The 21,685-nt window shown below is 43.7% G+C and carries 24 protein-coding genes and 1 tRNA gene; 10 read left to right on the top strand and 15 right to left on the bottom strand.

All coding sequences use genetic code 11. From position 1 onward, the window contains the following. Positions 1-700, top strand: a 700-nt coding sequence (locus QXE01_06070; GenBank protein ID MEM4970801.1) for a geranylgeranyl hydrogenase, incomplete at its 5' end; no start/stop codon positions are given. A 2-nt stretch (positions 701-702) separates the two neighbouring features. Here the strand turns inward: QXE01_06070 and QXE01_06065 are convergent. Together QXE01_06065 and QXE01_06060 are read right to left on the bottom strand one after the other, a co-directional pair. Then, positions 703-1,983, bottom strand: a complete 1,281-nt coding sequence (locus QXE01_06065) for an HD domain-containing protein (GenBank protein MEM4970800.1) — start codon at positions 1,981-1,983, stop codon at positions 703-705. 58 nt (positions 1,984-2,041) lie between these two features. After that, positions 2,042-2,566: a hypothetical protein gene (locus QXE01_06060; protein MEM4970799.1), complete on the bottom strand. Its 525-nt coding sequence runs from the start codon at positions 2,564-2,566 to the stop codon at positions 2,042-2,044. A gap of 185 nt (positions 2,567-2,751) precedes the next feature. Here QXE01_06060 and QXE01_06055 point away from each other — a divergent pair, with 185 nt between their 5' ends. Continuing rightward, complete coding sequence (locus QXE01_06055; protein ID MEM4970798.1) at positions 2,752-3,705, top strand: thiamine-phosphate synthase family protein; 954 nt, start codon at positions 2,752-2,754, stop codon at positions 3,703-3,705. 131 nt (positions 3,706-3,836) lie between these two features. Then, positions 3,837-5,075: a redox-regulated ATPase YchF gene (locus QXE01_06050; GenBank protein MEM4970797.1), complete on the top strand. Its 1,239-nt coding sequence runs from the start codon at positions 3,837-3,839 to the stop codon at positions 5,073-5,075. A 116-nt stretch (positions 5,076-5,191) separates the two neighbouring features. Here QXE01_06050 and QXE01_06045 read toward each other — a convergent pair whose 3' ends face one another. From QXE01_06045 to QXE01_06005, 9 genes are all read right to left on the bottom strand, one after another. After that, on the bottom strand, positions 5,192-5,509 hold the full coding sequence (locus QXE01_06045; protein MEM4970796.1) for a nucleotidyltransferase domain-containing protein: 318 nt from the start codon (positions 5,507-5,509) through the stop codon (positions 5,192-5,194). 22 nt (positions 5,510-5,531) lie between these two features. Next, positions 5,532-5,951 (bottom strand): HEPN domain-containing protein, encoded by a 420-nt coding sequence (locus QXE01_06040; protein MEM4970795.1) that lies wholly within the window; start codon positions 5,949-5,951, stop codon positions 5,532-5,534. 244 nt (positions 5,952-6,195) lie between these two features. Continuing rightward, positions 6,196-6,468 (bottom strand): hypothetical protein, encoded by a 273-nt coding sequence (locus QXE01_06035; GenBank protein ID MEM4970794.1) that lies wholly within the window; start codon positions 6,466-6,468, stop codon positions 6,196-6,198. A gap of 271 nt (positions 6,469-6,739) precedes the next feature. Beyond that, a tRNA-Val gene (locus QXE01_06030) sits at positions 6,740-6,814 on the bottom strand. A 95-nt stretch (positions 6,815-6,909) separates the two neighbouring features. Further along, positions 6,910-7,812 (bottom strand): archaellin/type IV pilin N-terminal domain-containing protein, encoded by a 903-nt coding sequence (locus tag QXE01_06025; protein MEM4970793.1) that lies wholly within the window; start codon positions 7,810-7,812, stop codon positions 6,910-6,912. A 126-nt stretch (positions 7,813-7,938) separates the two neighbouring features. After that, positions 7,939-8,928, bottom strand: coding sequence for an ABC transporter ATP-binding protein (locus tag QXE01_06020; protein MEM4970792.1), 990 nt, complete (start codon positions 8,926-8,928; stop codon positions 7,939-7,941). Continuing rightward, positions 8,929-10,620 carry an ABC transporter permease subunit gene (locus QXE01_06015; GenBank protein ID MEM4970791.1) on the bottom strand — a complete coding sequence of 564 codons (1,692 nt, stop codon included), beginning with the start codon at positions 10,618-10,620 and terminating at the stop codon, positions 8,929-8,931. Positions 10,621-10,635: 15 nt separating this feature from the next. Continuing rightward, on the bottom strand, positions 10,636-12,144 hold the full coding sequence (locus QXE01_06010; protein MEM4970790.1) for an extracellular solute-binding protein: 1,509 nt from the start codon (positions 12,142-12,144) through the stop codon (positions 10,636-10,638). Between the two features lie 83 nt (positions 12,145-12,227). Then, positions 12,228-12,953, bottom strand: a complete 726-nt coding sequence (locus QXE01_06005; protein ID MEM4970789.1) for an IS200/IS605 family accessory protein TnpB-related protein — start codon at positions 12,951-12,953, stop codon at positions 12,228-12,230. Positions 12,954-13,800: 847 nt separating this feature from the next. Here QXE01_06005 and QXE01_06000 point away from each other — a divergent pair. The 6 genes from QXE01_06000 (at position 13,801) to sucC (ending at position 17,233) form a co-directional block, all read left to right on the top strand. Beyond that, positions 13,801-14,106, top strand: a complete 306-nt coding sequence (locus QXE01_06000; GenBank protein MEM4970788.1) for a hypothetical protein — start codon at positions 13,801-13,803, stop codon at positions 14,104-14,106. Between the two features lie 15 nt (positions 14,107-14,121). Beyond that, positions 14,122-14,454 (top strand): hypothetical protein, encoded by a 333-nt coding sequence (locus QXE01_05995; GenBank protein ID MEM4970787.1) that lies wholly within the window; start codon positions 14,122-14,124, stop codon positions 14,452-14,454. Further along, positions 14,435-15,103: a 3,4-dihydroxy-2-butanone-4-phosphate synthase gene (locus QXE01_05990; protein ID MEM4970786.1), complete on the top strand. Its 669-nt coding sequence runs from the start codon at positions 14,435-14,437 to the stop codon at positions 15,101-15,103. The genes QXE01_05995 and QXE01_05990 overlap by 20 nt, the downstream gene beginning before the upstream one ends. Then, positions 15,100-15,570, top strand: a complete 471-nt coding sequence (gene ribC / locus QXE01_05985) for a riboflavin synthase (protein ID MEM4970785.1) — start codon at positions 15,100-15,102, stop codon at positions 15,568-15,570. The genes QXE01_05990 and ribC overlap by 4 nt, the downstream gene beginning before the upstream one ends. Continuing rightward, positions 15,548-16,009: a 6,7-dimethyl-8-ribityllumazine synthase gene (ribH, locus tag QXE01_05980; protein MEM4970784.1), complete on the top strand. Its 462-nt coding sequence runs from the start codon at positions 15,548-15,550 to the stop codon at positions 16,007-16,009. Before ribC ends, ribH begins: the two co-directional genes overlap by 23 nt. 81 nt (positions 16,010-16,090) lie before the next feature. Then, on the top strand, positions 16,091-17,233 hold the full coding sequence (gene sucC / locus QXE01_05975; GenBank protein MEM4970783.1) for an ADP-forming succinate--CoA ligase subunit beta: 1,143 nt from the start codon (positions 16,091-16,093) through the stop codon (positions 17,231-17,233). On the opposite strand, the gene QXE01_05970 is transcribed toward sucC, so the two are convergent. Beyond that, complete coding sequence (locus tag QXE01_05970; GenBank protein MEM4970782.1) at positions 17,211-18,071, bottom strand: ornithine cyclodeaminase family protein; 861 nt, start codon at positions 18,069-18,071, stop codon at positions 17,211-17,213. The genes sucC and QXE01_05970 overlap by 23 nt on opposite strands. A 76-nt stretch (positions 18,072-18,147) precedes the next feature. Here QXE01_05970 and QXE01_05965 point away from each other — a divergent pair, with 76 nt between their 5' ends. Continuing rightward, complete coding sequence (locus QXE01_05965) at positions 18,148-19,269, top strand: TAXI family TRAP transporter solute-binding subunit (protein ID MEM4970781.1); 1,122 nt, start codon at positions 18,148-18,150, stop codon at positions 19,267-19,269. 15 nt (positions 19,270-19,284) lie between these two features. On the opposite strand, the gene QXE01_05960 is transcribed toward QXE01_05965, so the two are convergent. The 3 genes from QXE01_05960 to QXE01_05950 all read right to left on the bottom strand — a co-directional run. After that, the gene (locus QXE01_05960; protein ID MEM4970780.1) at positions 19,285-19,746 is read right to left on the bottom strand and encodes a hypothetical protein; all 462 of its coding nucleotides are present in this window, start codon (positions 19,744-19,746) and stop codon (positions 19,285-19,287) included. A 139-nt stretch (positions 19,747-19,885) separates the two neighbouring features. After that, positions 19,886-20,710: a hypothetical protein gene (locus tag QXE01_05955; protein MEM4970779.1), complete on the bottom strand. Its 825-nt coding sequence runs from the start codon at positions 20,708-20,710 to the stop codon at positions 19,886-19,888. Positions 20,711-20,991: 281 nt separating this feature from the next. After that, positions 20,992-21,685 (bottom strand): hypothetical protein (locus QXE01_05950; GenBank protein ID MEM4970778.1); only part of this gene is annotated, 694 nt, incomplete at its 5' end.

Here is a 21,685-nt window from a genome sequence, read left to right as displayed (position 1 = left end):
AGCTAAAACCGTTAACGTTGGGCTAGGGGTGCAGGGTGGCAAGGGCTATGAGCATCCCAGGGTATATCTCTATAGATATATCCTCACAAGACCCGAGTTCAGAAACTCAAAACTAGTTGAGAGCAGCGGAGCCCTAGTACCGACTAGAAGGCCACCATATACGATGGTGTGGAATGGGATAATGGTTATAGGTGATGCAGGCTATACAGTAAACCCTGTACATGGTGGGGGGAAGGGCTCGGCAATGCTATCTGCAAAGGCTGCTGCGATAGCATATTCCAAGGCAGCTGAGGCCGGTGACTTCAGCGCTAGGGGGCTTTGGATTATGAATAAGCTCTATATAGACTACTATGGTGCTAAACAGGCCTCCCTAGATATATTCAGGATCTTCCTCCAAAGGCTTACAGACGAGGATATAGAGTATGGGCTTAGGAAGAGGATAATGAGAGAGAGCGATCTATATGAGACAAGTGTGACAGGTGTTATAAAGAATAAGAGGGGGATTTTCGATAAGCTCAGCAGGGTAATAGCTGGGCTTGGAAGGCCTAGCCTACTCTCGAAGCTCATACTTGCTGCAGAGTATATGGATAAGATGAAGAAGCTCTACGAGGAATACCCCGATACACCTGAAAAGCTTGGTGAGTGGATAGCTAGGCTTAACTCCATCTACAGCTCATTCGAAAAAGCCCTTACAACCTAGGGCTATCGAACCCTTTTCTCGGCAGGACATGGGATTATTTGGCGCATATATGGGTGTAGATAGATCCTCTTAATCAACATATATTTCGGTAGCTTCCCAATAATGCTCCCAGGATATTCATAGATTTTGATCGAGACACCCTCACGAGTGATTATATTTACAGACTCCTCCTCCTTATATATTGGTATTGTGTCTGCAAATATTATTAGATGTTTTTTATCGATTACATCTAAATCCTTTATAGATCCCCTTATAGCGGCTCTCATATCCTCCTCTATCTCTGCATTGCTGGGCACATCTCTATATATAAGCTCTACATGGTCTAGACATACCTTATACCCCTTTCTATAGAGGAACCTCCAGATCATATCGCCTATATAGTCCCCAGCCTGCCCCCTTTCCTCGATGATTCTATAGAATAGCCCGTTAACCCAGTAGTCGTCGAAGTATCTAAAGACGTTTCTCCTTATAAGCGTTCTCAACCCATCTATTGTTTTGAATGGCTCTAGCTCTCTATATATATCTAGAAGCTCTCCCCATATATGTGTTAATAACAATTCATAGCCAAGGCTTGTTTTGTGATAATATACGCCTCGGTACATGTGGAGTCTCGCTATATAGAAGTTCTCAACAGCTATCAAACCCTTATCTTTAACAGCTATGTTGCCATCTCTATCAACGGTTATTGTTTCTAATAACCTATCGAGATCTATGGATCCATATGTTACTCCTGTGTGGAGAGAGTCTCTGATAAGATAGTCCATCCTATCCACATCTAGGTCTGAGGACATTAGCTGATTATATAGGGGTTCTCGATGCGTTCCATATATAATCGAGGCCACCTCATGCTTATCTATCCCGAATTCTGAGAGGGTCTCCGAAATCCCTGGATCGTTTAGCACTATCTCCCTACTGAGATCCTCGTGCTCGAACCCCTGATTAGTTATTCTCGTATAGAATGTTTCGAGGGCATGGCTATATGGGAGGTGACCCACATCATGTAGAAGAGCTGATGCCTCAAGAAGCAGTAGATCATCCCTTGATATATATCCCTCTCTACTCAGCCTTTCCGAGAGCTTCCTCATTATATGATATACACCTAGGCTATGGCTAAACCTGGTATGGACAGCCCCTGGATATACATAGAATGTAACCCCGAGCTGTTTAATCCTCCTGAGTCTCTGGAAAACATCGAGATCTATTATCTTTAGGGCTAGCTCGTCGAGCTCTATATATCCGTGGATCTCATCATATACCTTTTTATATCTAGCACTCTTCTCCATCAGAGCACCTACTATGATATATGATGCTAGGAGTGTTTATAAAGAAGGCTAAACAGTATTAGAGGAGACCGTTTCTCCCTATGGTTTTTATCACCCCTATCTCCCTCAACATCCCGAAGATCTGCTCGGCACATGCTCTACTAATATATGGCTTTATCCTTGTAAGATCACCCACAGGGTCTGTTGATGGGGGGTATGTATTTGTTGATAACATATGTAGTGATGCAACAATCTCCAGGATCCTAGCCATGGACTCGCTTGGGCATAGCATCTGGGCCTTGACATAGATCTCAGTGAATCTATCCAATATATTTATTAGAGTCGTCTCGTCACTCTTCTCATAGCTATTTACACATAGCTCTTCAGATGAGTGGAGATCCCTTGAGAGAGCCCTTGAATATGGTCCGTAGCTGTACCAACTAAATCTATAGCCAAGCCTCTGGCCAAGGATCTCTTGGACTATATATCCTATCTTCTGCATTAGAAGCCTGTCCTCTAGCCTGTTAAGAGACACGCTCGGAGATAGCTTCGACGCTATATACCAAACTATACATGGATCTCTCATATCTGCTTCACAGCCCACTATCTATAGCTATATTGCTTGGGCCTGTATCAGCAGATACTCATATGATCAGGTGGATTCTGAGGTGATACCTATGTAAATGTTGCTGAGGAGGTATTATCTAGATCGCCAATTATTTTGTTGTATAGGCATCTCTATAGATTGATAAATAGGTCCTCTATAATACTATTTATGGATAGATAAGGTTGAGACTACCCTTCGAAGTGATAGATGAATATATATCCACACCGATAAAAGCGATAATAGCTAGAAGGCTTTGGAGCGAGGGATATACACAGATATATATTTCCAGGCTCCTAGGGGTTTCACAGCCAACTGTGAATATATATATCAAGAGCCCTGTATATGATGAAGAGAAGCTTCTCGAGAGAATCTCGAGTGCAGGCATAGATAGAAAGGAATTCTTATCTCTCATAGACAGAGTACTCACACTAACTAAGGAGGGTAAAAAAGTTGATGTAATGGCAATCCTAACAGAGTATATATTGAGGTCCCTCTCAGAGCTCAGGTTATGCGATGCACATAGAAAGCTAGATCCTGGGATACCGCCTGAATGTAGAATATGTGCGGAGCTAATACAGATCTCCCAAGGCTTCGGAGTTATAAAAGCCCTTGAGAATGCCTACGAGCATCTATCTAGAGAGAGGTGTACCTATATATTGGTGCCAGAGGTTCTTATGAACATAGCATATGCCAAGGAGGGGGCGAAAAGCCTTGAAGATATAGCAGCATTCCCAGGCAGGATAACAAGGGTGGGGAGGGGGATAGCAGCGGTTTCCAAGCCTGCATGGGGTGCTAGTAGACATCTGGGGAGGATACTCCTAAACATAACCCAGGCTAGAAGGGATGTGAGGGCGATAGCAAATATAAGGGTTCTAAAATGTGTTGAGGTAGCGCTTAAAAAGCTCGGTATAGGCTACAGAGTTCTAGGGCCTAGAGAGGGATATGTTGGAGAGGACGAGATCATAGGCGAGGTAAGCAGATCCTTATCCAAGGATGGGGTAGACGCTGTAATAGATCTTGGGGGGCTGGGGATAGAGCCGATAGCATATATAGTTGGGGGAGACCCTATAGAAGTTGCCACGAGGATCACAGATATAGCGAGGATCTGCTCGGAAGAGCTCGGCATCGAATGTTAATAAGGCGAAATCTATAAGCAACAACCCCAGCTATCCCGAGTCATAGGCCCTCGATGCTAAGCATCGTTTAGCCAGCAAAGCAGATCCCTATCTAAATATCCTCAGGGCTATACCTCTAGTGGTATAGCAGGTTGGTGACACAGACAAGCATCCTAGTGGGGATAATAGGGAAGACCAATGTAGGGAAGTCAACACTTTTCTCAGCACTTACAATGGTCCCCGTTAAAATAGAGAACAGACCCTTCGTAACACTGGAGCCCAACGTTGGCATAGGATATGTTAGAAGGGAATGTCCCCACAAGATCCTCGGTCTTCCGAGGTGTGATGCTAGGAACTCGATATGTGTTGAGGGCAATAGATTCATCCCAGTAAAGGTGGTTGATGTTCCGGGATTAATCCCAGGGGCCCACGAGGGGAGAGGGCTTGGGAATAAGTTTCTAGATAGCCTTAGACAGGCTGATGTTCTTCTTCATGTGATAGATGCCTCTGGATCAACTGATCCCGAGGGGAGGCCTGCTAAACCTGGTAGCTATGATCCCTATGATGATGTTATTCAGATAGAGAGGGAGTTCGATCTATGGCTAGCATCTATTATAAAGAGTGATTGGGCTAGGCTTGCCAAGACCCTCGACTCCATGCCACCATCAGATGCCATCGAGAAGCTCTCCCAGAGACTCTCAGGGCTATCGGTTAGGAAATCCCATGTCGTAAGAGCTCTAGAGGAGTCTAAGCTATTAAGCACGAGATTCACATCGTGGAGGGATGAGGAGATACTTCTCTTCGCATCAACCCTGAGAAGGATTTCGAAACCAACCATCATCATAGCCAACAAAGCCGATATACCAGAGGCGTGGGATATAATAAAGAGCCTTGTCAAGAGACTCGAGGGGAGGATAGTGATACCCGCATCAGCGGAGGCCGAGCTAGCGCTTAGGAGAGCAGCGTCTGCAGGTCTTATCAAATACATACCAGGTGATGGGGGGTTCACAATAATAGATCGGGCTAAGCTTTCACAGGCACAGGAGAAGGCTTTAGAGAGGATAAAAGCTGTGATCGAGAAGCTAGGTGGTACAGGTGTTCAGAGGGCTATAAACGCTGCTGTCTTCGAAGCGCTCGACATGATCACTGTATACCCTGTGGAAGATCCTGTGAAGCTAACCGATAGCGAGGGGAAGATCCTGCCAGACGCCCTGCTGGTGAGAAGGGGAACCACGGCTAGGGAGCTGGCATATATGGTACATACAGAGCTGGGAGAAGGCTTTCTATATGCTATAGAGGTTAAGAGCAAGGCTAGGATTGGGGCTGATCATATATTAAGCGATATGGATATTGTGAAGATAGTATCTACAAGGAAGAAGCAGGCTAAGTAACAATAGAACCAACCATAGCTAGAATATAGATTTATAAACATCTAAACCGGATTATCAAACCTCCATCGATCCCAAATTCTGTGCTAAGCAGAAGGGGAGCATACTCCCGGTTGATGTTAGGGCTCTATTTTTACTGCTCTCTTATATAGTTTTCCCAAGTTCTCTCTGAACTCCTCCACAGTGTTGATCTTAAGATCTATAGGGGCTTCGAGGGGGAGGCCTAGCCTACCTGCCTCCACCATTATATCTAATACTATATCTATGCTTTTTAGCCCAGGATCCCTAACCACTACTACTATATCTATATCACTATAAACCGTGATCCTATTCTCAGCTACACCCCCAACAACATAGATAGACTCTAGCTTATCACCTAATATATTTTTAGCAGCTCTAGCCACTATAGAGCTATACTCCCTCCATCTCTTCAACATGTTAAGCCTATCAAGGGCGAATCTAGGCCAACCTACCCTCGATATCCCTGAGCACCCCCAATATCTTCCTAGCCGTATCTATACATATTCTACCATGTTTTTCCAGATATTCAAACTCCCCATATCTACCCCAAATATAGCTCTCTTCAAGAAGCTCTAACTCCCTCCTATACCTTAACACCAAGTCATCAACGATCCTCGCTAGATCCTCCCTACCACCTTGAGAGAGTAGATTCCTAAGATAAGATAGAAGGGCCTTAGAGCTATGGATCCTCAACCTCTCCCCAAAGATCCTATATAAAGTAGCTTTAATAGCCAATTGCACAGCCTGCTCTGAATTAAAGCAAGCACCATCATAATCCCCATCCTCATAATCCCTCCCAGCCCTAACCAAGAACCTCTCAGCCCTCCTCCACAGAAGAAGCCAATATTCCCCACTCATATATCGACATTACCCCGCTACATCTACATATGTCTAATCCAAATAAACATACACATCTGAACCTGACCAAAATTTCAACTAAATATACCATCGCCCCACACAATTTCAAAGAGGAAACACATAGCTATACATCTGAACCTATGATCTCCATCTAAAGAAGGCACAGATTTCTGATTGTAAACACTACAAAATATATTTTGGCATAAAAGATATGGGGATGAAAAGATAGTGTGACTAGAAGAGCCTATGGTGCTCTAGATATCCAAATGCTTTCAACAGCCTTTCTAAATGTCCTAGATACTATGCCTATAACTCTCTCCCATAAGCCCTTCGATCTGCCTACAAACCTAGAAGATATAGAGATATTTTCCACAACTGTATATCCATATTCCTCCTCAATAAGCCTATCAACGAGCCTGGGATTTCTGGATAGAGGATTAGCCGGCACCCATATTATATAGCCTGTCGCCACATGCATCGGTATAAATACCTCACCATCAGATCTATATCTATTCATACCAAACCCTCTAAATATATATCAATTAAAACATATTTAAGCCTATCCATATGTAGTATATACATGATCCAGAACAAAGAGCTCTATTAGAAACTACCTTTGAAATTATATGAAACTATAAATAGAAACTAGCCCTATAAAGCCATATGAGAATTAGCCTAACACTACCCTAACATCCCATTATATTGTAGCTAAAAGCTTTGCCCCTTACAGAAGGAAAGTGAATACTAAAGCTAGAAAACTAGATTGTGGAAAGACTGAATTACAGCAGTGGGCCCGCGGGGATTTGAACCCCGGACCTCCGCCTCGTAAGGGCGGCGTCCTAACCGGGCTAGACGACGGGCCCGCGCAGGCTTCACCATAGTATTGGATATAAAGGGGGTTAAAGAGCCTTAAGGAGATAAAAAAGAGATTTTGTTTCAAGCTATATTGCTATCTCGGCTATCCTAGATCTATGATCTGCTGGTTAAGCGATGCAGGCACAGACCTCTCAACAGTTAGAGACGCGCCAACAGGTATCTTGAACTCAACCTTGAACAGATCATACGCGCCTAACTGATCCTTATCATTAAGATGCACCAGTAGTATTACCTTCTCACCAGGATCAAGAACATTGTCATTATTCCTATTAGAAACCCAAGCAACAACAGCAACACTTCTATTCAGAATATTACTTAAGCTGCTTGCTATTTTATCTACTATATCCGGACTCGGATACGATCCTACTGACATAGCTAGGTAGTCATTATAGGTAACATTTATGATACGAATATCTGTTATGTTTTTAGTATTGGTGGTATTGTAGGAAGCTATTATTAGACAATAGGTATTTGAATTCGTAGTATTACTCCCTAGGGTTAGTCCTATTAGGTTTTGATTTCCTACACTTATGTTCACAGCATTCTTAGCTATAGTAGTATTATCAAAGGATGCAGGGCTAAAACATCCTTGCCCAGCATCTGTTAGTTTCGATGTTAGTGTTGCTACGTATATATCTCCGTATGTATATCCTTTGGTTGGGCTCCATAGGGATACTACGCTCTTCCCAGGTGTTACGTCTATTGATGCTTTTCCTGCTGATAGTTTTAGTGGTATGTAGAAGTATGTTACACTAGATCCACTTATATTTACCCCTGCTACTACTGTTCCATCTATTTCTAGAGCGCTGCTAGCTTCTCCAAGTCCTGAGCCTATTGTCTCCTTTGATTTCTGTGTTGTGAAGAATCCCATGTTAAGTACTACGAATGCTAGTGCTGCTGCAACTACTACGAATGCTATCAACACTATTGCGCTCTCAATACCCACTATGGCTTTTATTCTTCTGCTTATCTTTGGTTTCACCATATTTCACCTTCGATCTTTTGTTTTGATTTGAATGGCTTATTGATATCGTTTTTTCTACTTTTCGCCGATTTTTCTACGGATCGTAGAACTATTTATCTATGCGACTATAGATAGATTATTTATGTATTACATATCCTCTGGGGTTCCTCGGAATCTCTGAATTTTATCTCTATCGATCTTTATCCTAATTCTCTCTCCTATGTTGATGCGGCTCGAGGGATCGACGCTTATTTTTATTATATATTCTTTGTTTATCCTTACCTGCACTATCTTTCTCGATCCTAGGTATTCGATTCCCTCGGCAACTCCTTCTAAATCGCAGTTTGTGTCGTTGCATATATATGCGTCCTCTGGTCTGAACCCCAAGAGTTCTTCGCCCTCGTATCCTAGAAGCTCTGGTGGTACTATGTTGCTGAGCCCTAGGAATCTGAATGTGAACATGTTTTTGGGCTTTCTATAGATATCCTCTGGAGCTCCCTTTTCAACGATTCTTCCCTTGTTTATCAGCACTATTTCATCCGCTATTGCTAGTGCCTCCTCCTGGTCGTGTGTTACGTGAACAATGGTTGTTCCTATCCTCCTTTGGAGCATCTTTAGGAAGCCCCTCACATCTACTCTAAGTCTGGCGTCTAGGTTGCTCAGGGGCTCGTCTAGTAGGAGAACCCTTGGCTCCTTGACAAGAGCTCTGGCTATTGCCACCCTCTGCTGTTGTCCGCCCGACATCTGGTGGGGGTATTTCCCCAGCTGATCCTCTATACCCAATATCTTGGCTACCCCGAGGATCTTCTCCCTAATAACCTTCTCGGGGAGCTTCTTAACCCTCAGAGGTGATGCTATGTTGTCATATGCCGTCATGTGAGGATATAATGCGTAGTTCTGGAATACAATCCCTATGTTCCTCCTCCATGGAGGCTCTAGAGTTATATCCCTCCCATCCAGGATCACCGAGCCCTCGTCTGGTACCTCTAGACCTGCCAGGATCCTTAGGAGAGTTGTTTTACCAGATCCTGAGGGTCCTAGGATCACATAGTACTTCTTATCCTCAAACACAAGGCTATCTATCCTGAGCTCGAAGCCGTGGAACCTCTTAACAACACCCCTTACCTCTAAAACCACCTACCTCACCCCCCATATCCTCTCAAGATCCCTCCTAACAATGCTGAGAAGCACAATAGGAGGCACAATACTTATAACCCCCGCAGCTGCGACGGCACCATAGTTAGATGTGACAGGGCTCATAAGATTAGCTATATATATTGAGAACGTCTGGGCTCCGGAGAAGCTAAGAGGGTTTGAAAGATCATATGGCGTGTATGTGAACGCCAGTGGGAATATAAGGGCTCCCCAGCATATTAGGAAGGAGTATACAGCAACAACCCCCATACCCCCCTTGCTGAGCGGGAGTGCTATAGAGGCGAATGCCTTAAGCCTATTCATACCATCAGCCTGGGCAGCTTCATCCACGCTTCTCGGGTATCTCTGGTAGTAGTTATACATGATCCAAGTAGCTATAGGGATCGTCATTATGGGGTATGTTACTATGAGAGCCCACCACGTATTTATAAACCCCATGAACCTCAGTATTGAGAAGAGAGGAACTATATAGATTAGGGTGGGCGTGGCAGTTAGATATAATATATATATTAATAGCTTTCTACCGCCGAAGCCGTGGAGAGCCATTGAGTAGCCGAGCATTGAAGAGAGGAGCATAGATAGTAAGGTTACAACAAGAGCTATGGAGATGCTTGTAATCAGATATGGTGCCCCAGTTGATATAACATATAAATAGTTATCGAGAACAGGAGTTCTCGGGATAATCGTTGGCGGGATTGTAAGGAGCTCCTTAGCAGATTTTAGAGATACAATAACTAGCCACGCTATGGGTAGGAATACAAATGAGAGTGTCAAGGCTATCACCAAGTAGTGAATAGCTTTGGGAACCTCTATCGAAGGTATAGACCTCGCCACAGGGATCTTCAAAAGAGTTTTAGATGATATAAGCCTTATATACACAATCGAAAGAGCTGTTGAAAACATAGTCATAATAACTATCACAGCAGATGCATAGCCCCTAAGCCTTATATCCGTGTAGAAGTGCTCGAAAGCATAGAAAGCCAGGTTATCAAGGGCCCTTGGCCCTGCCTGTGATGTCCCAATATATATTGGGTCGAAGAGGAAGAGCCCTGATATCATGGATAGCACAAAAGCTGTTAGTATCTGGGGAGATATAATCGGTAGGTCTATAGATAGAAACTTCCTAATACCTATGATCCCATCAGCTATTGCAGCCTCCTCTATATACCTTGGTATCGATTTAAGGCCTGAGTATATGATTAGAACAGCTAGCGGGAGAGATCTCCAGATCTCTATGATAACCACGGTATATATCGATGAAGCCCAGTTATATTGATAAATATAATATGAGATACCGAAGAAGGGGTTTAACATTAGATACCACATAACTGCTGCGGTAGCAGCTGGAATGAAAGAGGGTATCATGATCGGTAGGAGGAGGGCGCTGCTTACCCTTTTAAGGGATACTGAGATAGGCAGAGCCAAGGCTACTGTTAATGCAGGTACCAGGATCGTATATACTAGGGTGTTATATATGACCCTATCTATGTAGGGATCCTCAGCTATCGATCTATAGTTCTCAAATCCAACCCAGATTAGATCGCCTCTGAGTGTATATGTCGAGAGGCTTATGTAGACGTTGGTGACTATTGGATAGAGGGTCATTGATAACAGATATATGACTGGGGGTAGCGATAAAAACAATATAGATCGATCGCGAATTTTCCTTGTCAAAAAGACCCCTTATAGCTATATCTTCATAAGCTTTATCCAGCTACTTACAATCCTATTCATAGTCTCCTCGGCACTTTGTTTACCCCTTAGATAGTCTGCTACATTCTGTATGAATATCGGTCTTAGGTCTGTGAAAAAGTTCTTTATACTATTCACTATAGTGATCCTCTTGAGATCCACCTTTGTCTGGGACTCCAGGATACCTATGAAAGGCTTGACCCACGATGTTGAGGGGATCTGTGAGGCAACCCTCAATCCAGAGTATGTTGCTGGGACAAAGCCTATCTTCTCAGCCCCTTTTCTATATTCATCAGCTGAGATCATAAACGCTATTAGCTTCGCAGCGAGATCCTGGTTCTTGGAATACGGATTTATCCCAGCAAATGTAGGGGCCTGGCCGGAAGCTCCTCCGGGAAGAGGTGCTATGCCTATATTTCCAGCGACCTTTGAGATGGATGCATTGTTATATATCGGTATGAAGGATGTCCAAGCAGCAACCATGGCATAGTCTCCTGTGAGGAATAGATCTCTGAGCTGGTCATACTCCATAGCCTGGACATCGATAGGTGGTTGGAATTGAACCAGCTTCTTATACGTCTCGAGGGCCTTTACCCCTGCTGTGCAGTTGAGGGTGGGTACTATAGATCCTCCTACTTCTTTGAAGTACATCCAGTAGCCTGCAACACTACCAGGTGGAACACCTGTACATGGATCCTGTATAGCATAAGTATAGAAGATCCCTACGAAGCCGTTGAAGATCGATTGGGTTAATCCGTTGGGGAATAGCAATGCATATTTAATCCCCAGCTGATCTTTCTTTGACTGTATGAACTCAGCAGCCTGGATCAGCTGATCCCAGCTGCTCCAGCTATTAGGATCAAGATCAAAGCCATATTTACTCCTAAACTCCTGTCTAAGCTGCTGGTTCTCAAAAATACTTTTCTGATATACAAGCACATATCCGAAGACCTGTTGCATGGGAACCCCAGCTATCTTCAATAGGTTGCCCTTCTCATCCAATAGATATACAGGGATCAAAGATGAGAAGGGAATATCGGAAGAGTTAATAACACCCGAGTCAAGGTATTTCCTCATATCAACCAGATAAGGGCCCAGAGTAGGGGCTTGAGAAGGATAGAATATTATTATATCGGGCGAGGGATTCTGATTCTGCAGAGAGGTCAGAGCTGTCTGCACAAGCTGAGCAAAGGGTACTAGCTGCACCTCAACCCTAACACCCGGATTTAGCTTCATAAAGTCGCTAGCAACAAGCTGTAAATAAGGTGCAAGCGTTGGATCGCCAGATGCGGCTAAAATAGTTATGCTGGCCTGTTGAATACCAGGCGAAGAACCTACAGATGTAGGAGTAGCTACCGGCGATGTATAGGTAACCACACCCTTAGATCCTCCATAGAAATTGATATAGAATAGAAAGACGGCTAGAGATATAACTATTATTACTGCCAATATAACAGCTATAGAGGTAGAGGATATACCGGCTAGAGACCCTGCCCCCGTCCTCAAAGAAACCCCCTTCTAGTTCTAACAAAGAAATATATATTTCAATACATAGGGTTATAATAAGCGTTTCCCCTCTCACGGTGCTTCTAATTACTTTTAATTAATTTTATTTCTTTGATTGGGGTTAGCCCTCGGTGCGGGATCACTAGCTTCACCCGCACCTCACGGAGCTCTGTCGAGCCCAACGCCACAGGGCTCCCATCTGTAGATAGATACCTCAGACCAATATTTATAGCACCAATTACATCCCTATCCATGGTTAGTCCATTGTTCAGCCTTGCTAGTCTAAGCTGTATCTTTATTATCTTTATTTTTTTACCCCCTCTCAACGCAACGCGAATCACAGAGGGGGTATATCTCTTAATAGGCCTCCTGCTAAATGGTTCCCTCGATGATGAGTATGCCTCAGACTCCTCAACAACATATAATGGTTTATTATTCAATATCTCCACAAGCTTAGAAACACACCACCGATGAATCCTATGCCTCAGACTCTTCTTAGCCTTGCTAGCAATTCTATCCTTACCCCTACGAACATTCCCAACAACTACAGCTGCATCATATCTCCTAGCGATCTCCTCGATTATCCTGGCTGTCTTGTATATGATATCCTCTTTCCTCTCCCTCTCTCTGAGCCTTCTAAGGGCTTTCCTAGCAACCCTATCCCTAGTAGATCTACCCATGGTTATCTTTTTCCTCCTCTCAGAATAAGCTATAACAATTCTACCAATGCCAGTCTCAACCCTATAGATCTCATATAGACTTCTATCAACAAAGACGGCTAGGGTAACATTGTTCTCATTTATATCCACTGCAATAGCATTGCCAGGTCTATATAATATCTCGAACTATTTTGTCAGGGCTAGATATATGAGGATCCTCCCATCGATTAGCTTCAGCCTTAACTCGCTTGATGGTTTCCAATTGTTATAGAGATATCTATGTAGTTGCTTATGATTTCTATAGCTTACTCTGATCCATCCTCTATGTGCTCTAATCTCTATAGCTCCATCTCTTAATCTCCAATCCTGAGAATCAGAATATGTTATCGTTATACTCCTTATCTCAGGCTTATCTCCTTTTGCTTGTCCCTTCTTCCTCAGCTTTTTGAATGATTTTGTCCTTCTAACAGCATCTCTATAGCATCCCTTAATAACCCTTGTGGGAATCCATGGAAAGCTACTAATAAATAGAAATATTTAAATTTATCGCTAAATCCGAAACAGCCTCTAACATGGGGTTTTAAAGATCTATAGGGCTTTTTATCTACGTTATCCACAGGGTTATAGACCTAGGAGATACATACATAGGTTCCTTCCCATATACCGGTCGATGGATCCTGGTTCCCCATACCATCTCTCCGATGAGTGGAAAGAGGCTGGGGACTTGATGAACAGATCTACGGAGAACTAGAAAAACCGTAGGCGGGAAATGATTAGCCACATAACAATCATAGCCAATCCGTTGAAATAACATTAGCAACCATGTATTTACACACATCACAGCCCCCGCAGACCTTGGAAGCCCTGGCTAACCTTCTCCCCGCCCTCTAGGACGGAACTATCCTTATTAGTTATAAAAACTGTGGCCCTATGTATCTAACATTAAATAGGGCTATATTTATACCCCATGATCTCTTAACAATATGTGGGGCTTGCTATGGGTGCTCCAGAGATCTCTATTGAGAGGACTAGAAGAGGTATTAGAGTAACCAATAGATCTAAGGATCGAGTCAGGATCGTCTCTGTAACCCTTAACTATAGATACACAGTTGCATCAACGAGTAGCAAACCTGACCAGCCATATGCCTCTAGAATAGGGTCTGAGAAGAGCTCTCCAATGAGGGATCTAGATCCTGGTTCCTCTATAGATATAGACTTTGACTTCCCGGAAATGCTGGTTTCGGCGGAGGTTGTTGTGGAGCGTGGTAGGGAGAGGCATGTTATTAGCAGAAACTTTGTGTAGGTGTATAGATATCCTATGAGGCTCTATATAGCTGTTGCAACACTGCTTCTCATACTTGTTCTCCAAAACCTTCTAGAGATCTTTTCATCACACCAAGGAGGGGTTTTCTTTCAACAACCCACAACGGTGACGGGCTATATATCGAAGCCTGTGAAGCCAAACACCCCGCTGGGGGGTGGGGAGCCCTATATAGCTTCCAGGGTTTCCAAGGATATTTCAACCCCGGTTATAGGGCTGATCATAGGGCTATCTCTGATCGCCTCCGGGGTTCTATATAGATATGCCTATAAGAGGCTCCACGGGAGAAAAATAAGAGAGGAACTACATGATAGATTGGGAGAGGGTTAGAGCCGATCTGCTGATGGGGAGGCCTATACTTATATATGATTTTAAAGGGCGAGAAGAGGAGGTTGACATGGTTTTCTACGCAGGCTCTATAGACTATAGAAGCATATATATGCTTAGAAAAGAGGCTGGGGGGCTTATATGCCACGCGATCTCTAGAGATGCAGCAGATTTTCTGGGCCTCCCATATCTAAGCGATCTCATATCAACATTCCCAAACGTGTCCCAGCTAACTCAGAAGAGGCTGAGATATGGCGATACGCCTCCGTATTCCCTCTATATAAACCATATATCTGTGAGGACAGGGATCTCTGATAGGGATAGGGCTACAACGATTAAGAGGTTCCACGAGGTTGTAGGCCTAGCACTATCAGGTAGGATCGATGATGCAAGGAAGATCTTCTACAGCGAGTTCATATCCCCAGGCCATGTCCCAATACTAATTAGCAGGGGGCTTGATAAGAGGAGAGGCCATACAGAGCTCAGCATAGCTGTGGCATCTAAGCTAGGTCTGGTGCCAAGCATGGTCATAGCTGAGATGCTTGACGAGGGAGACTCGATGAGCCTTGAGAAGGCTGAGGAATATGCGTCGAGGATGGGCTATATATTGCTAAAAGGGGAGGAGATCCTCAGAGAGATGGGGTCTCTATGAGGAAAATAGGGGTTGTAGATACAACATTCGCAAGGGTTGACATGGCCTCAGAGGTTATAGATGTTATAAAATCCAACATCCCAGATGCTAAGATAGTTAGATACACAGTGCCAGGGATCAAAGATATCCCCGTAGCAGCTAAAAAGCTGATAGAGGAGGAGGGGTGCGAGATAGTGATAACCCTAGGCTGGGTTGGAAAAACCCTCACAGACAAGCTCAGCTACCTAGCCCTCAGCATAGGGCTTATAAATGTGCAGCTCATGACAAACAAGCATATAATAGACGTCACAGTCCACGAGGATGAGGCTGAGGATGAGAAGGAGCTATATAGAATAGCGATTGAGAGATCTAGGAAGCATGCGGAAAACCTAGTAGCCCTCCTCACAAAAGGTAGAGAGGCCCTAACTAAAAAGGCTGGCAAGGGTATTAGGCAGGGATACCCAGATGTCGGTCCAATCAGGGAGTAGCGAGTGTGGGAAAGAGAAGATCGAGTTAGCTATAGTGGTCTCGGAGTTTAACTATGATGTAACAAGCATAATGCTTGAAAAGGCAGAGGATCACGCTAGATTTCTAGGAGCAGACATTAAGATCGTCGCGAAGGCACCGGGAAGCTATGACATACCGATCCTTGTGAAGAAGATCCTTGAGAGGGGCGGTGTAGACGCGGTAGTAACCCTAGGAGCAGTTATAGAGGGCGAGACAGAGCATGATGAGGTGGTTGCTCACCAGGCAGCGAGGAAGATCCTAGATCTAAGCATTGAATATGGGAAACCTGTGACCCTTGGGATAATAGGTCCCGGGGCTACAAGGCTCCAAGCACTTGAAAGGGCTGAGGAGTATGCTAGGAGAGCTGTTGAGGCTGCTGTGAAGCTTGTAAGGAGGATCAGAGAGATATCATGTAAATAGTGAGACCCTTTTAGCTTAGCTATATATACATAGAATCTAACTAATTTATATCGCATTATTTATACATCAGTGGGGCCTGGCTTGAGGCTATATGAGTTTGAGGGCAAGGAGATATTCTCGAGATACGGTATTAAAACCCCTAGAGGGGTTGTGGTATCATCGCTCGAAGAAGTTGAGAATGCAATCAATAACATAGGATTACCAGCTGTTCTCAAGGCACAGGTGCTAGTTGGTGGTAGGGGGAAGGCTGGGGGTATAAGGATTGCTAGAAGCCGGGAAGAGGCTGTGAAAATAGCGAGAGAGATGCTGGGATCAGAGATAAGGGGTGTCAGGGTTAAGAGGCTCCTCGTGGAGGAGGCTGTGAAAATAGCGAGAGAGATATATCTATCGATAACGATAGATAGGAGTGCTAGGAAATATGTTATCCTAGGCTCGTTAGAAGGGGGTGTTGATATCGAGGAGATCGCTGCTAGGAAGCCCGAGTCTATAGCTAGGATCTATATAGATCCCTTGATAGGCCTTAGAAGCTATCATGTGAGAGCATTATCAGACTTCATGGGCTTTTCAGGGGATCTAGCATCTAAGCTGGGATCCATAGTATCTGCCCTATACAAAATAATGATTGATTACGATGCAGATCTTGTTGAGATAAACCCCCTAGCCCTCACAGAGAATCAGGATCTAGTTGCTTTGGATGCCAAGATAACGATTGATGATAACGCCCTCTATAGACATCAAGACCTAGCATCTCTCCTTGAGAAGGATCCCAGGGATATGGATGAGGACGAGGTTATAGCGAGGAAACATGGCTTTAGCTATGTAAAGCTAGAGGGCGATGTCGGGATAATGGGAAATGGTGCTGGGCTTACAATGGCCTCTATGGATCTTGTTAAGCTATATGGGGGAAGACCCGCAAGCTTCCTCGACATAGGAGGTGGAGCTAGTAGAGAGAGGGTTAAGGCTGCCCTAACAATACTTCTAAAAAGACCCGATATAAAGAGTATATTTATAAACATATACGGCGGCATAACTAGATGTGATGAGGTTGCCATGGGGATTGTGGATGCTATACGCGAGACAGGATCTAATAAGAAGATCTTTGTAAGGCTTGTGGGCACAAGGGAAGAGGAGGGTAGAAAGATACTAATAGAGAATGGGATCAGATACTTCACAGATGATAATGAAGCTGCAATGGAGGCTGTTAAAGCAGCTTCTTCCTCTTAATAATGTGGTATGCACCGGCCAGGTCGAGAACAGATGTGCCAACAGATTTATAGAGCTTTATCTCTCTAAACCTACACTCCCTACCCCTGAGAGCCTCGCCAAGCTCGACAAGCTCTATCCCCTCTACATCCTCACTCTCCTCTAGAACACCCTTTTTAGTATCTACAAGGGCGCATCCAGCCCTCTCAGAAACCCTTTTATCGAGCTCCCTAACAGGCTTGGGAGCCCCCACCGAGATCACTATAGAGCCTTCAGCCAAGAGATCTCCTTTCACTACCGGTTCTGTCGAGTTGGTAGCAGCAATAATAGTTGTTGCCCTTCTATTGAGATCCTCGAGCCCTGATATCTCAGCTCCATATTCCCTTGATAAGCTATATGCTTTATCAGGAGTTCTAGCGGAGATCAATATCCTCTCGATTCTAAAGAGTCTTGTGAATACCGCTAGGTGGTAACGAGCCTGTGTCCCAGCACCTATGATTCCAAGCGTATCTATACCCCTACCACCCATGATCTCGTGGGCTATGGCTGAGGCGCATGCTGTTCTCCAGCCTGTTAAGCTATAGCCATCTATTATAGCCCTTATATCGCCACTCTCCACATCTATAACGATTACGACACCCTTGACTCTCGGTGAGGCTCTTGGATATACCCCGACAACCTTGACTAGGAATCCAAGGCTCTTTAGATAGCCCCTCATAACACCTATCCATGAATCGTTAACCATGCTTGAAACCCTTTCAAATGCTATGTAGCTGGATAGATATGTCTCCTTTATATCCTTTACAAGCTCTCCTGGATCAACTATAGAGTCTACCTCCTCCCTATCAATGATCATCATAGTCTGAGCACCTCTATTAGAACATATCTAAAATTATAATTAAATATTTCCATAGTAATAAATTCCTGGTGATTCTTTGAAGGGTCTCTCCAGAGCTGGGCTATACATAGTTATAGCTGTAATTATCATAGCCATAGCAGCAGGGCTTGTAGCATGGATACAGTTTACAAGACAGCCATTAGCAACCCCCACACCTACCAAAGCTGCAACAACACCTACAACCGCGCCTCTGGCTACTGCAACAATTACTTCTCCCACTATAACCCCTAGCATTAAATATAACATTATAATAGCCACAGGAGGTGTTGGAGGTGTATACTATTACTATGGGGCGACAATGGCTGGGATTATATCTAACTACACAGATATAACAGCAACAAGTGTACAGACAGCCGCCTCTATAGATAACCTTATATTGATAAGAGATAGGACAGATCTTAGCAAAGGTATTATATACTGTGCTACTGTGCTACCGGACTCGGCCTACCTAGCATATACAGGTCAGCATGAGAGATTCAGAAATGCCACAGCACCAATATCGATTCTATGGGCTATGTATCCAAACCATCTCCATATTGTAACCACAGTTGATAAGGGGATCAAAACAGTATATGATCTCAAGGGTAAGAGGGTATCAACAGGTGCCCCAGGCAGCGGTACTGAGGTTGAAGCCTTGCTCTTGTTAAAGCTCATAGGAATAGATCCTGCGAAGGACTTCGCTAAATGGGAGAGGCTTGGGGCTGAGGAGAGTGCTAGAGCGCTGCAAGACGGATCCATAGATGCCTACTTCTGGTCAGGAGGGCTCCCAACAGGATCTATTGTGGAGCTCTCGAGAGCCCTTAGCCAGAGGGGGTCAAAGCTATATCTAGTCCCAATACCAGATGATGTAATTAAGCAATTCAGCCAGACATACCCAGGTATAGCTGTGCCAGGTGTTATAAAGAAAGATGTTTACGGAACGGATAACGATACACAGACACTTGCATTCTGGAACATGTTTGTATGCCATAAAGACCTCCCAGCTGATGTGGCGTATAAGATAACGAAAGCCGTATTCGAACATCTAGATATATTGCAGAAGGCTGTAGCTGCGGCAAGAGATACAACACCTCAAAACGCAATCAAATATGTGGGAGGAGCTATACCGTATAATGAGGGAGCTTTAAGATATTTCAGAGAAATAGGTGTTCTAAAATAGCTAATATCTTTATCCCTATATATGTAAATAAAACATAGATATACCTTTTTTACCCTGAATCTCTAGGATCTTTACTAGACTTGCTAGAACCACACAGCCCCCGCTGAAGCTTCTGCTCCAACCCTGTATAGTAATTAGCAGGGGCTGGGTGCTGCAGAAGATAACACTATCTGAACTATAACGAGATAGAGATCTATTTATATCTATTAAACCAGCTGAGTAATATTCGGAAGCTGCTTGATCTGTATACATAGCGATCCCCGCTATATAGCCGTTACAATATCTATAAACGATCTTCACAGGAGAACCTGTGATAGAATTGTTAAACTCTATAGAGAAGAGAGAGCTACATGGCATAGATAGAATCGATGTTCCAGAGCTGTCTATAATAATTACCAAGCTATAGACTATGTTGGATAAAGGGATAGAGAGTGCTAGGATCAATATTGATAACGCGATAGGAATGCTTATCTCCATAGGAGCCCTTAAAAGCTATTATAAACCCAGAATATATTGTTTAAGATAGTTAGATAGCTAGATACTCTATAACTTCGGTACAAAACCCTTAATAGAATATTTATAGGTAAAACCCTCGCCCTTTAGGACGGGGAGGAGGTTAGCTCATATATAGCTTTGAGATCTTCAGAGAGGCTAGGTATAGGGAGACAAAGAACGTTATCGCTACAAACCCTGCTACAAGGGCTATCTTCCCATACGCTGTTCTCTGAAGCAGTATCATAGCCGTTGATATAACTGCTATGTATATCAATAGCCTCTCAAATGCCTTCTCAAGCGTTAGAGATCTTGTTATATATCCAACCATTCTATATAGGATCCTATATCTCTTCACCTCAGGCATGCCCCTTATAATATCTATACCAGATTTGGAGAGTGTAAGGCATCTAACCACCTTCCTCCTCAAATAGCCCTCTCTACAGTCTACAAGCCTTATTATATCATCACCACCCATATCCCTTATAAAGGGGCTAAGCATCTCTAGAAGCCCTGCAACATTCATATTAAAGCTTTTGGCAACTCTATGTAGCTTTAGAGGCCTCCCCCACACACCTATCAACCTAATCACATCGATGGCTATTGCAACACTGCGGAACCTCTTTGCAAGCTTAACCACATCACCATAGTTCTCAGCTGTAGATACGCCGGTTACTAGATCTTTTATGAGGGCATCATAGAATTTCCTACCATTATCTGTTAAGATATAGAAACCCCCCTTAGTCTCAACTATACCTTTAAGCCTGAGCTTCCTAATAGCATCTAAAACCTGCTTTCTATCAACACCTAGAGCAGATACTATAGCATCTATGCTAACAGGCTTACCCACAGAGCCCATGAAAACCACTATATCGAGTTGATAGCTTGATTTAGAGAAATCTATCATCGAGTCTAGCTCTCTAAATAAACTGATCCTCTTTCTAACCATATGATCTATAAACGGATCCAGAGCACCCATCCTAGGATAATAATACTGTTATTTAAAATATAATAGAGGTATAAAAATAGCCCAAAAGATCAGAGAATAGCTGGTAATACAGACCCTAGGAATATATCCAGACGAAGAGGCTATAGCTTCGGCACATGACATAGCCTATACCCCCATCACTCAGATCAACAGTCTAAAGCTTGGGAGCATTAAATAGGTCTCAAAAACATTATCAGGATCTGCTACTAGTAATATTTAGTGCTCTGTTTATATGATCATGTTTATATCGAACCTATATTTATGTTTCCGAGAAATCCTATGAGGAGGCCTGACAATGCGTTGCTTGTAATTGTATAGGCTATCCATCCGAGTATAAGTAACACGCCTATATGGTATATAGATCCTACTAGGCTTCCGGGATATATAGCTCTTGAAACAACACCATTTACCATTGAAAGAGCAGCTATCACTATCACACTAACCCGAAACACTATTTCCCCGCTTATAGGGGCTATACTTATAACTGTCATTCCTGGGAGGCTCGCTATTTGGGAGAATATAGATACTAGAACACCTATTAATCCAAGTATTGATGATGTTAGAAGGTGGAGCATTAGAAGAGTTGATTCGAACGCCCTAGCCATCTGTGATCTCTTCTTCCTAATATCGTTTATAGAACTCATAACATCGCCCAGCATCTTCCCCATACCCCTTACATCGCCTTGTGAGAGGAATGTATGGAGCATTACCTCTCCTGAGAAGAGGCATATCCTAGATCCTATCTCCTCTAACATCTTCATCCAAGCCCTCTCAAGAGAGACCCCCATATATAGCCTCCTCTTAAGGGTTGCAACACTCTTCTCTAGAATGCCTAGGGAGCCCCTCATAATAGCCTTTATACTCTGCTTCATATCGGGCACAACATGGAGGAGATGTCCGAGGCTTCTCATAAATACTGGGAATGCATCGTCATAC

Source organism: Sulfolobales archaeon (assembly GCA_038897115.1).
Lineage (GTDB): Archaea > Thermoproteota > Thermoprotei_A > Sulfolobales > AG1 > AG1.
Note: the sequence above shows the minus strand (reverse complement) of the source record. Positions and strands in the feature narration are given on the sequence as shown.